This window comes from Bradyrhizobium sp. TM102 (assembly GCF_009176685.1).
In the GTDB taxonomy this organism is placed as follows: Bacteria; Pseudomonadota; Alphaproteobacteria; order Rhizobiales; family Xanthobacteraceae; genus Bradyrhizobium; species Bradyrhizobium ottawaense.
Window position 1 is genome coordinate 2,345,979 of the sequence record NZ_AP021855.1, and the last position, 12,870, is coordinate 2,358,848.

At 65.1% G+C, this 12,870-nt stretch carries 10 protein-coding genes; 7 read left to right on the forward strand and 3 right to left on the reverse strand.

Annotation, left to right across the window (positions count from 1 at the left end; all coding sequences use genetic code 11):
* Positions 1 to 2 precede the first annotated feature (2 nt).
* Positions 3 to 980 carry a hydroxyacid dehydrogenase gene (locus GDN70_RS11045; protein WP_038971221.1) on the forward strand — a complete coding sequence of 326 codons (978 nt, stop codon included), beginning with the start codon at positions 3 to 5 and terminating at the stop codon, positions 978 to 980.
* Here GDN70_RS11045 and GDN70_RS11050 read toward each other — a convergent pair.
* Positions 977 to 2,143: an ABC transporter substrate-binding protein gene (locus GDN70_RS11050; RefSeq protein WP_038971220.1), complete on the reverse strand. Its 1,167-nt coding sequence runs from the start codon at positions 2,141 to 2,143 to the stop codon at positions 977 to 979. The genes GDN70_RS11045 and GDN70_RS11050 overlap by 4 nt on opposite strands.
* A gap of 329 nt (positions 2,144 to 2,472) precedes the next feature.
* Between GDN70_RS11050 and GDN70_RS11055 the strand changes: the two genes are divergently transcribed.
* The 4 genes from GDN70_RS11055 (at position 2,473) to GDN70_RS11070 (ending at position 9,350) form a co-directional block, all read left to right on the forward strand.
* A complete protein-coding gene (locus tag GDN70_RS11055; protein WP_038971219.1) occupies positions 2,473 to 4,863 on the forward strand; it encodes an EAL domain-containing protein in 2,391 nt (796 codons plus the stop codon).
* A 102-nt stretch (positions 4,864 to 4,965) separates the two neighbouring features.
* Complete coding sequence (locus tag GDN70_RS11060; RefSeq protein ID WP_028145482.1) at positions 4,966 to 6,267, forward strand: MFS transporter; 1,302 nt, start codon at positions 4,966 to 4,968, stop codon at positions 6,265 to 6,267.
* A 158-nt stretch (positions 6,268 to 6,425) separates the two neighbouring features.
* Entirely contained in the window at positions 6,426 to 9,008 is a 2,583-nt protein-coding gene (locus tag GDN70_RS11065) for an EAL domain-containing protein (protein WP_152102512.1), read from the forward strand.
* Positions 9,009 to 9,113: 105 nt separating this feature from the next.
* Positions 9,114 to 9,350, forward strand: a complete 237-nt coding sequence (locus GDN70_RS11070; RefSeq protein ID WP_038971216.1) for a hypothetical protein — start codon at positions 9,114 to 9,116, stop codon at positions 9,348 to 9,350.
* 325 nt (positions 9,351 to 9,675) lie between these two features.
* Here the strand turns inward: GDN70_RS11070 and GDN70_RS11080 are convergent, their stop codons facing one another.
* Entirely contained in the window at positions 9,676 to 9,885 is a 210-nt protein-coding gene (locus tag GDN70_RS11080) for a cold-shock protein (RefSeq protein WP_038971231.1), read from the reverse strand.
* A gap of 442 nt (positions 9,886 to 10,327) precedes the next feature.
* Here GDN70_RS11080 and rpsU point away from each other — a divergent pair, with 442 nt between their 5' ends.
* Positions 10,328 to 10,603 carry a 30S ribosomal protein S21 gene (rpsU, locus tag GDN70_RS11085; protein ID WP_028145478.1) on the forward strand — a complete coding sequence of 92 codons (276 nt, stop codon included), beginning with the start codon at positions 10,328 to 10,330 and terminating at the stop codon, positions 10,601 to 10,603.
* A 161-nt stretch (positions 10,604 to 10,764) separates the two neighbouring features.
* On the opposite strand, the gene GDN70_RS11090 is transcribed toward rpsU, so the two are convergent.
* Positions 10,765 to 11,376, reverse strand: coding sequence for a TetR/AcrR family transcriptional regulator (locus tag GDN70_RS11090; protein ID WP_152102513.1), 612 nt, complete (start codon positions 11,374 to 11,376; stop codon positions 10,765 to 10,767).
* A gap of 132 nt (positions 11,377 to 11,508) precedes the next feature.
* Between GDN70_RS11090 and GDN70_RS11095 the strand changes: the two genes are divergently transcribed.
* A complete protein-coding gene (locus GDN70_RS11095; RefSeq protein WP_173015783.1) occupies positions 11,509 to 12,741 on the forward strand; it encodes a cytochrome P450 in 1,233 nt (410 codons plus the stop codon).
* The last annotated feature ends 129 nt before the right edge of the window (positions 12,742 to 12,870 follow it).

Here is a 12,870-nt window from a genome sequence, read left to right on the forward strand (position 1 = left end):
TCGTGAAGGTTCTGCTCGCTCACACGCCGGAGATGCGGCGCAATTACTATGGCGATCGCAGCCTGAGCGGCCTGCGCGCGGCCGCCGAGGTGATCCTGCACGAGAGCGACGAAACCCTGGACGCCGCCGGCCTCGTGCGCGCCGCGAAAGATGCCGACATCATCGTCGCCGATCGCATGACCGAAGGGCGCGGCGAGATTTTTGCGCAGCTGCCGCGTCTGCGGGCCTTCGTCCGCTGTGCCGTCGACATCCGCAACGTTGACGTCGAGGCGGCATCAAAGGCCGGCGTGCTCGTGACCCGGGCCGGCCCCGGCTTCGTTCAGGCGGTGGCCGAGCTCGCGATCGGCTTCATGGTCGATCTCTCCCGCGGCGTCTCGCGGGCGACGGCGGACTACCAGGCCGGTCGCAAGCCCGAGGCGCGGATGGGCCGCCAGCTCGCCGGCAGCCGGATCGGCATCATCGGTTACGGCAGCATCGGGCGCTATCTCGCCGAGGTCGCAAAAGTGCTGCGCATGGAGGTGCTGGTCTCCGATCCCTTCGCGACCGTCAACGATGCCGCGATCCGGCAGGTCGGCCTCGACGAGCTGCTCGCCGCGTCGGATTACGTCGTCTGCCTTGCGATCGCCAACGAGCAGACCGAGAACCTGATCGGCGCGGCGGCGTTGGCGCGCATGCAGAAGCATGCCGTTTTCATTAATCTCTCGCGCGGCAATCTGGTCGACGAGGCGGCGCTGGCGCGGGCGTTGCGCGATGGCCAAATCGCCGGCGCGGCGATGGACGTCGGCCGCGCGCCTGATCAGATGCCGACGCCGGAGCTGGCGAAGCTCCCCAACGTCATCGCGACGCCGCATGTCGGCGGGCTGACGCCGCAGGCGATCGAATATCAGTCGCTGGAGACGGTTCGGCAGGTGGAAGCGATCGTCAAGGGCGAGATCCCGCCGGGCGCGGTCAACGCCGAGCGATGGACGCGGCGGCCCTAGAGCCGATCCACCGCCCTAAACGTTCCGTCCTTCTGGATCACCGTCAAGAACACCTTCGGCGGCGTGTCGATCATGCGCAGGCCGACGGTGACGGCGCTGCCGCTGATGTCGAAGCGGCCGACATCGTTGATGGCGCGGAGCAGGTTTGCGCGCGTTGGCTTCGGCCCGGCCTGTTCCAGCGCCGCGGCCGCGAGGCGGCCGGAGAGATAGCCTTCCAGCGACACGAAGTCCGGTGTCAGCGTCGGATCGAACGCCTTCTGCGCCGCCTGGTAGTCGGCGACGATCTTGAGCGAGCGATCCCATGGAAACGGTACGACCTGCGAGACGATGACGCCTTCACCGTCGGGACCGAGCTCCCTGGCCAGCGCATTGGCGCCGACGAAGGAGACGTTGACGAAGGTCGGATGGAAGCCGCTGCGGTGCGCGAGCTTGATGAACTCCGCGCAGGGACCATAGGTCCCGACCATCACGATCGCCTCGGGTTCGGCGCGCCTGATCACCCGCCAGGCTGCGGTGACCGCGCGGGTGTTGCGCTCGAACGTGCCTTCGGCGGCAAGCTCGAGGCCGCGCTTGGCGAGCGCGCGCTTGACGCCGACCAGACCGTCGCGGCCGAAGGAATCGTCCTGGTAGAAGATGCCGATGCGGGTGAAGTGGCGATCCTCCGTGAGGTGCTTGATCCAGGCCTCGGCCTCCGCACCGTAGCTCGCGCGGATGTTGACGACGTTGGCAAGCTCGAGGTCGCGCAGGAATTCGGCGCCGCTGAACGGACCGATGAAGGGGATGTTCCTGGCGCTGGTGATCGGGATTGTCGCCATCGCGGTTGGCGTGCCCACCGCGCCGATCAGCGCGAACACCTTGTCGTCCTCGATCAGGTGCAGCGTCTGCGCCACCGAACGATCGGGGTCGTAGCCGTCGTCGCGGCTGATGAGCTGGAGCTTGCGGCCGTGGACCCCGCCCTTGGCGTTGATCTCGGTGAATGCTGCGACGATGCCTTGCCGCATGCGCTGTCCGAGCGCGGAGGAGGGGCCTTCCAGCGCGGCGGCCTGGCCGAACAGGATCGCATCCTCGCTGACGCCGGCCTCGTCAGCTCTCGCTGCGAGCATGGTCGCGGCGAGGAGCGCGATGGTCAGGACGAGGGATGTCGCTGATCGAAATCGATACATCGGGGAAGTCTTGCCGAATGATGGGGAGGAGCCTCGCGCAACATATTCCTGCGGGCCTGAATAGCTCGCTAACCGGCGGCGCGTCGGCAGCCCGTAGTACTCCGGGCAAAACCGGCAACTTGTTTCCACAATGCCGGATCATTCGGGCAGTTCATTAACTAATTCACGCGTTGCGGAATGGTCGGGTTCCGAAATTGTGCAGTTCTTAACCGCGGTCTTGTTCCGATAGCGGCGCCGGCACCTCAACCAGAGGTTCGGTTCGTCGCGGACAGGGGGACGGCGGCTTCAAGATGGGCGATCGCGATCAGAACGATCAGGATCGGGGGCGTATGACCGGATGGTGGCGTGCCGCGCCGCTGCTCGGGCTGTATCGCCCTGCGCTCGTCGCGGTCGGCGTCGGTCTTCTGTTTTCGGTCGTGGGCGCGGCCGCCGTGGCGCGGTGGGAGGATCGAGTCAACAGGATCGAGTTCGAGAACGCGGCTGAAACCGAAGCGATCGTCATGCAGAATGGCATGGGCGAATACATCTCCCGGCTCGTCGCGCTGCGCACGCTGTTCGAATCGACCAACGACGAGGTCACCCGCAGCGAGTTCGAGACCTTCAGCGCCCGCCTGTTCGAGCGCCATCCCGGCATGCTGCGCATTGCCTGGCTGCCGCGCGTCAACCGCAAGGAGCGCGCCGAATACGAGACCGCGGCGATCGCGGACGGCGTGTCCGGCTATCGCATCAAGTCGCTCCAGAGCGAGGGCTTTGCCACGGCGCCGCAGAGCGACGAGTACTTTCCGGTGTTCTACTCGACCCAGCCGAAGACCTCGCCGGTCTACGGCATGGATTACGCCACCGTTCCGGAGCGCCGCGCGGTGCTGGAGCGCGCGCGCGACAGCGACAAGGTCGCAGCCATTCGCACGCGCCTGTTCGAGCCGAAGGAGGGGGGCCGGCTGCCCGACGTTCTCGTTGCCATTCCCGTCTACGCCAAGGGAACGTCGCGTGAGACGGTTGCGGACCGGCGCCGCAATCTCGCCGGCTTCGTGGTCGGCGTCTTCGACCTGCCGCTGTTGATCCAGGCCATTCGCGTCACCACCGGGGCAAGTCCCGCTGTCAGCATGAACGTCTATCCGCCCTTCACGGCGCAGATCGTCAGCCTGGAGCAGATGCTGCCGGATTATTCCTCGGCGGCCACGGCGCCGCAATCGATGCGGGACGTCGCGCGGGCGCTGCACTGGTCGGGCACTCTCAAGATCGGCGATACCGATTGGCAGGTGCGGGCGGTTCCAACCGCGGGCGGCCCGCTGGAGACGACTTACGATCGCGCGGGCGCGGTGCTGATCGTCGGCTTGCTGCTGACGCTATCACTGTCGACTTATCTCATGCTCGCAAGCCGCAATTCGCGGCGGCTGTCGTTGGCGAACCGGCGGGTGCTCGAGCTCGCCCAGACCGACATCCTGACCGGACTGCCGAACCGCGCCTTCTTCCTCACCCGGCTCGACGAGATGAACAGCCAGCTGAGCGTAAGGGGCCTGCCGTTCTCGATCCTGATGCTCGACCTCGACCGCTTCAAGAACGTCAACGACTCCCTCGGTCACGGTGCCGGCGATGCGCTGCTGCGCCAGGTGGCGCAGCGGCTGAAATCCGCCGTGCGCGCCAACGACGTGCTGGCGCGGCTCGGCGGCGACGAGTTCGCCATCATCCAGGAAACCGGCGCCGATCAGCGCGCCTGCTCGACCGAGCTGGCGGCGCGGATCGCCAAGCTCTTGACCGAACCGTTCCTGCTGCCCGGTCATCGCGTCGAGATCGGCACCAGCATCGGCATCGCCATCGCGCCGGATCACGGCAGCGATCAGGAGCAGCTGCTGAAGAAGGCCGACCTTGCGCTCTACCGTTCGAAATCGGCAGGCCGCAACTGCTTCACCATCTATGACGAGGCGATGTCAGCGGAGCTGGAGGCGCGCAACACGCTGGAGGGGGATCTGCGCGATGCCATCGCGCGGTGCCAGCTGGAAGTGCATTACCAGCCGTTCGTCGACGCGCTCAGCGGCGCGCGGCGCGGCTTCGAGGCGCTGGTGCGCTGGCGGCATCCGACACGCGGATTGATTCCGCCGGACCAGTTCATTTCGCTTGCGGAGGAGACCGGGCTGATCGTGCCGCTCGGCGAATTCGTGCTGCGGCGTGCTTGCGCGGATGCGGCCGGCTGGCCGTCCGGCCTCGCGGTCGCCGTCAATTTGTCGCCGATCCAGTTCAAGGAAGCCCGGCTGTTCGAGGTGATCTGCGCGGCGCTCGCCGATTCCGGCCTGCCGCCCCAACGGCTGGAGATCGAGATCACGGAATCCGTGCTGCTGGAACGCGGTGGCGAGAACCACGCCTTCATGCAGCGGCTGAAGCAGCTCGGCGTCGAGCTCGCGCTCGACGATTTCGGCACCGGCTATTCCTCGCTCAGCTATCTGACGGCGTTCCCGTTCGACAAGATCAAGATCGACAAGTCGTTCATCCGCAACCTCACCCAGCAGCCGCGCAGCTCCGCCATCATTTCCTCGATCGTGACGCTGGCGCGTGGGCTGGACATGTCGGTCACCGCCGAGGGCGTCGAGACCCGCGAGGAGTACGAGCGGCTGAAGGCGCTCGGCGTCAATTTCGCGCAAGGCTATCTGTTCGGCCGCCCGCAGCCGATCGAGCGGATCCTGTTCGACGCGCCGGCCAAACCCTCACGGCGGGACGCCGCCTGAGATCGCCCTGACGCATCTCGCCCGACGGGCATGCGCGGAATTCGCTTGACCCGGGCACCCCCGGATGGTCGGTAGGACCGTCCAGGGATGAAACACACAAATATGCGGCTTCCGTTCTTCTACGGCTGGGTCGTGGTCGCCGTGACCTTCGTCACCATGGCCATTGGCGTCAACGCGCGCACCGCCTTTTCACTGTTCTTTCCTCCCATCGTCTCCGAATTCGGCTGGGAGCGCGGCGTCACCGCGGGCGCCTTCTCCTTCGGCTTCGTGGTGTCGGGCGTGGTCAGCCCTCTGATCGGCCGCCTGATGGACCGCGCCGGCCCGCGCGCGGTGATGGAGCTCGGCGTCGTGCTGATGGGCGGTGGGCTGCTGCTTGCGCCGCTCACCAGCGCGCCCTGGCATCTCTATGTCACCATCGGCGTCATGGTCGGCGCCGGCTCGGTGTGTCTCGGCTATTCCGGCCAGTCGCTGTTCTTGCCGAACTGGTTCATCCGCAAGCGCGGCTTCGCCATCGGCATCGCTTTCGCCGGCGTCGGCATCGGCTCGGTGACGTTGCTGCCCTGGGTGCAGCACATGATCGAGCAGACCGGCTGGCGCACCGCCTGCACCGCGATGGGCCTGCTCATCCTGGTCGTGCTGGCGCCGGTCAATCTGCTGCTGCACAAGCGCCCGCAGGACATCGGCCTCGAGCCGGACGGCGATGCCGTCTCGGCCGCGGGCGCGGCCGAACCGATCTCCAACGTCGTCGATCCCGTCTGGGTCGGGACCGATTGGACGCTGAAGCGTGCCGTCGCGACCGCGCGGTTCTGGTGGATCGCGCTCGGCTATTTTTGCGGCCTGTACATCTGGTACGCCGTGCAGGTGCACCAGACCAAATTCCTGCTCGACATCGGCTTCAGTCCCGGTGTCGCGGTGTGGGCGCTCGGCATCGTCAGCCTGCTCGGCATTCCCGGCCAGATCCTGCTCGGCCATGTCTCCGACCGGATCGGGCGGGAATGGGTGTGGGCGATCAGTTGCGCGGGCTTTGTGATCTGCTTTGCGGCGCTGATGGCGTTGAAGTTCCAGCCGTCGCTATGGCTGGTCTACGTGATGGTGTTCACGCAAGGCGCGCTCGGCTACGGCCTCACCTCGATCATGGGCGCCGTGGTGTTCGAGATTTTCCAGGGCAAGCACCAGGGCAGCATCTTCGGCACGATCATGCTGGCGGCGCTGGCGGGCGGTGCGGCCGGACCGTGGGTGACCGGTTTCCTCTACGATCGCACCGGTGACTACACGCTCGCCTTCGCCATCGCGATGATCGTGAGCGCCTTGTCGGCACTCTCGATCTGGCAGGCCGCGCCGCGGAAGGTGCGGGCCGTCGCCGGCCGGCTGCACAAGCTCAAGGCTGGAACTGGCGCGGATTAGGTTCCGCACGCTTCAACATACCGTCGTCGTTTTCGCGGATCGTTAAGCATGCCGCCTCTTGGCGAGGGGGCGATGGCGCAGCAAGAACGTCTTGGACACCATCGGAGCGTTAGCGTCTGAGCGATTGCCGCATTTTCCCGCTATCGCCGGGTCAAACGATGTCCGCCTTCGATTGTCTCACTGAAATTCCGGATGTGCTGCGAGCCGCGCTCGAACGCGCCGAGGATGGCGTCGTCATCGTCGATGACGCCCATCGCATCACGCATTTCAACGCCGCCGCGGAGCGCATCTGGAAGCTGGCGCGCACCGACGTGCTCGGTCGCGATGCCGAGATTCTCACCCTCAAGGGCTTCCAGGCCGAGCAGGTGACCGATCTCCGGGACGAGATCAGTCTCGTGCGCCCTGACGGCAGCCGCATCAGGGCGGCTGTCGCGCTGTCTTCCGTGACCATCGGCGGCGCCAATCATTACATCGTGTTTGCGCGCGACGTCACCATCGAAGCCGAGCGGCGCGTCAGGATCGGACTTCTCCACGCCGTCTCCGACCAGACCAACCGGGCGGTGATCATCAGCGACACCGAGCAGAACATCGTCTACGTCAATTCCGCCTTCACGACGCTGTTCGGCTACACTGACGCGGAGGCCGAGGGACGCCGCGCAGGCGAGCTGATTGCCGGCCGGCACACCGATCGCAAGGCGATCGCGAAGCTCATCAAGCGCCTGATGCATGGCGGTCGCCGCGGCGAAGCCGAGGTGCTGGCCTACGACAAGGACGGCGAGGAGATCTGGGTCTGCGCCCGGATCGATGCCTTCCGCGACATGAAGGGCCGGGTCAGGCACATCTTCGCGCTGCTCGAGGACATCACCGAAACCAAGCAGCTGCGCTCGTTGCAGCAGCTCATCATGGGCGCGCTCGCCGACGAGGTGCCGATCGGCGAGATCGCCGACAGGCTGTGCCGTCGCGTCGAGGAGATCGCGCCCCACGTGGTCTGCTCGTTGCTTCATGTCGATGCCGCGGGCCTGATCCATCCGCTCGGCGGCCCGAGTCTGCCCGATGATTATTCCCGCGCGCTGGACGGCGTGGCCATCGGCCCCGATGTCGGCTCCTGCGGCACCGCCGCCTTCTACGGCGAACCGGTGCTGGCGACCGATCTGGAGACCGATCCGCGCTGGCAGCCCTACAAGGCCATGCCGCTCGCGATCGGCCTGCGCGCCTGCTGGTCGACCCCGGTCAAGGCCAAGGACGGCCGGGTCATTGCGACCTTCGCCTTCTACTATCGAGAAAGCCGCGCGCCGAGCAATTGGCACCGGCGTATCGTCGAGGCCTGCGTCAATCTCGGCGCCTTCGCGATCGAGCGCAAGGAAGCGCGCGCCGAGATCGCGCGGCTCGCCTATCACGACATCCTCACCGGCCTGCCGAACCGCGCGCAGCTGCGGAACCTGATCACCACGGCGATCGATGCCTGCCCGACCGGCAGCCACGTCGCGCTCGCTTTCCTCGACGTCGATCATTTCAAGGACGTCAACGACACGCTCGGTCATGCCGCCGGCGACGAGCTCCTGATCCAGCTCGCCCAGCGCCTGCGCGAGCAGATCGGCCCGGAGGACATGCTGGGACGGCTCGGCGGCGACGAGTTCGTCATCCTGCTCCCGCAACGCAACGCCGAGAGCGCCGCGCGCGTCGCGGCCGACATCACGGAGGCGCTGGCTGCACCCTTGAAGCTTGGATCGAAGCTGATGCCGATGTCGGCCAGCATCGGCATCAGCCTCTATCCCGACCACGCCACCGACATCGACACCCTGATGCAGCAGGCCGATGCCGCCATGTACATGGCCAAGCAGGCGGGCCGCTCGACCTATCGTATCTTCAGCGCCGAATTGAACGGGCTCACCGAGCAGCGGCTGGCGCTGATCGCGGCGCTCCGCCGTGCCATCGCCGAAGGCGCGCTGACTCTCAGCTACCAGCCGCAGATCCGCAGCTGCGACGGCGCCATCCACGGCGTCGAGGCGCTGTCGCGCTGGCGCGATGCCGTGCTCGGCGACGTCTCGCCGGCAAAATTTATCCCGCTCGCCGAGGAATGCGGCCTGATCGAGCAGATCGGCCTGTGGTCGGTGCGCGAGGCCTGCCGGCAGATGGCGAGCTGGCGCCGCGCCGGGCTCAACATCCCTTGCGTGTCGGTCAACCTGTCGCCGATCAATTTCCGCAACGTCACGCTGGCGGCGCGGCTCAAGGACATCCTCGCCGAATACGATCTGTCGGCGGACGCCTTGATGCTGGAGATCAACGAAGGCGCATTCATGCAGGATGGCGTCGCCGCGCTCGAGACCATGAACGCGATCCGCGAGCTCGGCGTTGGGCTCTCGTTGGACGATTTCGGTACCGGCTATTCCAGCCTCAGCCGTCTCGCGCATCTGCCGATCCGCGAATTGAAGATCGACCGCAGTTTTATGCGCGACATCGAGCGTGACGCCAGCGCGCTTGCGATCGCCACCGCGGTGGTGCGCGTCGGTCAGGGCCTCGGCATGACCGTCGTCGCCGAGGGCGTCGAGACCGAAGGCCAGCGCAAGACTTTGGCCGAGCTCGGCTGCGACGTCGTGCAGGGCTTCTTCTACGCACCCGCACTTCCCCCCGTTGCCTTCGAGCGCTGGCTGATCGAGCACTGCGCCGAGCAGGCGAGGGCGATGCTGGGGCGGCTGGATGTGACGGCGGCGGAGAGCGACGCTGTGCGGAAGTCGGCCTAGTTGCCTTTGAGATATTCCCAGCCGGTAGGAACACATCGGCGGCCGGCGGTTTGGTCCCGCGGCGTCCGCCGCATGGGCACCGCCATCTCTGAGGGGAGGCCCTAGATGTCGCAATTCTACTTCGACATCTGGGACGGTGAAGCGCTCGTCGTAGACGAAGAAGGCCTGGATCTGGCCAGCCAACGGGCCGCGGAGGTCGAGGCCGCGTTGTCTCTTGCCGACATTGCCAAGCAGCTTGAGCCGTTCGCCAGCAGTGATGGCCTGGCCATCAATGTCCGGGATGCGAACGGTCTGGTGTTGAGAGCGATATCCGTCTGCGAAAGAGACCAGCCGGTCAATTGAGACCACCACAAGCGGCATGCCCGCTGATGGGTCTGGCTAGAGCATCGAAAGCACGATGATCCCGTCTTCGAGTTCCCTGAAGCGAGGCGCACCCGCGCCATACGCTCGAACTCCGTGCGATGCTTCTGGAGGTAGCTGAAGGCCTGCTTCTGCGTGTTGAATGTGGGCACGTCTTCCGGCTTGCGCCAAACGCAAGAAGGAAGGTGATGGTTCCGCCGTCCAGTTTGACTCTCACCCGGCCCCGCAAACAACCAAACCCGCTCAATCCGGAGATTGAGCGGGCAAAACGACCGTTTCAGTACATCCGTGAAACGGCGCCACGATATCAAGCCAGCGAGAGGTTCTCGGCGCTGACTTTACCTCGCATCTTGTCGGTCTTGGTCTCGAAGTTGACCTTTTGCCCCTCTGCGAGGCCGGCAAGGCCAGCTCTCTCAACAGCGCTGATGTGATCGAACACATCATTGCTGCCGTCGTTGGGTTGAGTGAAACCGAAGCCCTTTTGGCCGTTGAACCACTTGACGGTACCTGTCGTCATCTTCTTCTCCAAAGCGCGCAAACGCGTTCCACGTGACGATCACGCGGTTATCTTCAACTTCGTCGATGTCGTCGGAAAAGGAGCCCGCGGGCGCATTCAACAAGGCACAGCGGCTAATCGAATCATCTCGATATAAGGGGCTTTCGGGATTTTGCAAGGAGCGAAGGCGGCTTGTTGTTGCGGAGCAGTTCTGGGTGTTCCCCGTCGAGACGGTTTCGCGTGTGTCTGCCGACCTGTAAGCAAGCCGTTGTCGATTGACAGCGCTGCACGACAATGGTCACGTGGACCTCACCAAGCTGCTTCGCCGTGACAGGCAGGATCGGCTCGTCCGAAGCCGCGACGAGTGTCGCCGCTACTATCCTCAAAAATCGCAATGAAGCTCCTGCGCAATTTGGCTGCCGGCAGGACGTATCGCATTCGCAGCCTCAGTCAGGAGGATCAATTGCACGTACTTGTCAGGGACAACAATGTTGAGCAGGCACTCCGTGTTCTCAAGAAGAAGATGCAGCGCGAGGGCGTCTTCCGGGAAATGAAACAACGGCGTTCCTATGAAAAGCCGTCCGAGAGAAAGACCCGCGAGAAATCTGAAGCGATTCGTCGCGCCCGCAAGCTTGCCCGGAAGCAGGCGATCAGGGAGGGGTTGCTGCCCGCGCCGCCGAAAAAGAAGCCCTTTGAACGCAAGCCGCCCTTGCCGGAAGTCAAAGCACGGACGGAGTAGAGAAGACCTTGGACCATGTGACGGCGATACCGGGGCCTTCTGCCTTGCATCGGGCGTCGCGGTGTTGCCGTGCTCTATGGCCTGAAATCGATGCCGCGTAGCACGATGCCGGGCGGCCGAGAATTTCAGGGGCAGGGCTGTCGTTCAATAGCGACAGGACTTTACTCCGATGCCAGCCCCGTCCTCCGCCGCAAATCCGTGATCGCGCGCAGAAAGCTGTCCGCGGGCGTCGTCTCGGGATCGATCAGCCGGTGCAGGCGAAAGCCGTCTTCGAGCGCCAGCACGACGGAGGCCATCCAGGGCGGGTTCAGATTGTCGTTCCGTCCGTTGCTCTTCAACGTCGCCTCGACGATGTCGGCCACCAGCTTGCGCCGCGCGCGCAGGCGTTTGGCGAGCTCGGGGCGGCGCTTCTCGGCGCGGGCGACGAACAGGATCATCTCCATGTGCAGGAGCGGCGAGCGGGCGAGGGGATCCTGCCTGGTGCGGTCCATCGCTTTCAACGCCGCGATGAAGTCGTCGAGATTGTCGTGCCGGGCAAGGATGTCGAGGTTGCGCCGGATCGACTGCTCGACATGGTCCTCGAGCATGGCGATGATCAGGTCGTCCTTGCTTCTAAAGTTGGAATAGAACGCGCCGCGGGTGAAGCCCGCCGCCGCCGCGATCGCCTCGATGCTGGCGCCGCCGATGCCGTCCTCCTCGAACACGCGCGCGGCCGCCTCGAACAATTTGTCGCGCGTGTCGTCCCTGGTCGGCCTGGTTCTCAGCCTTGACATCGGATGAGGTTAGGGCAGAATGCAACTCGATACAACAATGTATCGAGTTGATAAATCTTGGGGATGGTTGCGCCGGGCAGTGGGGCTGCGATCGGCGTATTCGTGTCATCGGCAACCAATTTTGAGGTCACCATGAACGAGCACGTGCAAGGCGCCGGCGGCGCGCCGCTGTTCAACCCGCTGTCGCCGGACTTCATCCGCGATCCCTATCCGCACTATGAACGGCTGCGCACGAACGATCCGATCCACGTGACGCCGTTCGGCCAGTTCGTCACCAGTCGCCACGCCGACGTCAGCCTCGTGATGCGCGACAAGCGCTTCGGCAAGGATTTCGTCGAGCGCACGACGCGCCGCTATGGCGAGAAGATCATGGACGAGCCAGTGTTCCGCAGCATGAGCCATTGGATGCTGCAGGCCGATCCGCCGGATCACACCCGTCTGCGCGGCCTCGTCGTAAAGGCCTTCACCGCGCGCCGGGTCGAGGACATGCGGCCGCGCATCCAGGCGATCGTCGACCAGGCCATCGATGCCGTGATCAATCGCGGCCACATGGACCTGATCGAGGATTTCGCCTTCCGCCTGCCCGTCACCATCATCTGCGAGATGCTCGGCATCCCCGAGGACCATCGCGAGGTCTTCTACAAGAGCTCGCGTGACGGCGGCCGGCTACTCGACCCCGTGCCCCTCACTGCCGAGGAGATCAGGAAGGGCAACGAGGGCAACCTGATGGCGCAGATGTATTTCCAGCAGCTGTTCGAGCTGCGCCGCAAAAATCCCGGGGACGATCTCACCACCCAGCTGGTGCAGGCCGAGGAGGACGGCAACAAGCTCACAAACGAGGAGCTGACCGCCAACATCATCCTGTTGTTCGGCGCCGGCCACGAGACCACGGTGAACCTGATCGGCAACGGCCTTTTGGCGCTCCACCGCAATCCGGACCAGCTTGCGCTGCTCAAGGCGCGCCCCGAGCTGATGGAAGGCGCGATCGAGGAATTTTTGCGCTACGATTCCTCGGTGCAGATGACCGGCCGCGTCGCGCTGGAGGAGATCGAGGATCTCGGCGGCAAGAGGATCCCCAAGGGCGAGACCGTGCTGTGCCTGCTCGGCTCGGCCAACCGCGATCCCGCAGTCTATCCTGACCGGCCGGACCGGCTCGATGTCACCCGCCAGAACGTGAAACCGCTGTCGTTCGGCGGCGGCATCCATTTCTGCCTGGGTGCCCAATTGGCGCGCATCGAGGCCGAGATCGCCATTGCCACCCTGCTGCGGCGGCTGCCCGATTTGCGCATCGACGACGTCGAAAACCCGGAATGGCGGCCGACCTTCGTGCTGCGTGGCCTCAAGCGGCTGCCGGCGAGCTGGTGAGGCGGCCCGGCAATAACCTCCGCGCGCAACAGTCGCTGTGACTTCGCCACACTTCCCCCTATATAAGGGGCTGTTCCGGCACGCCTGAAGTCCACTAAGGCCAGGGTTTGGTCCGGATGCCGGTTTGGC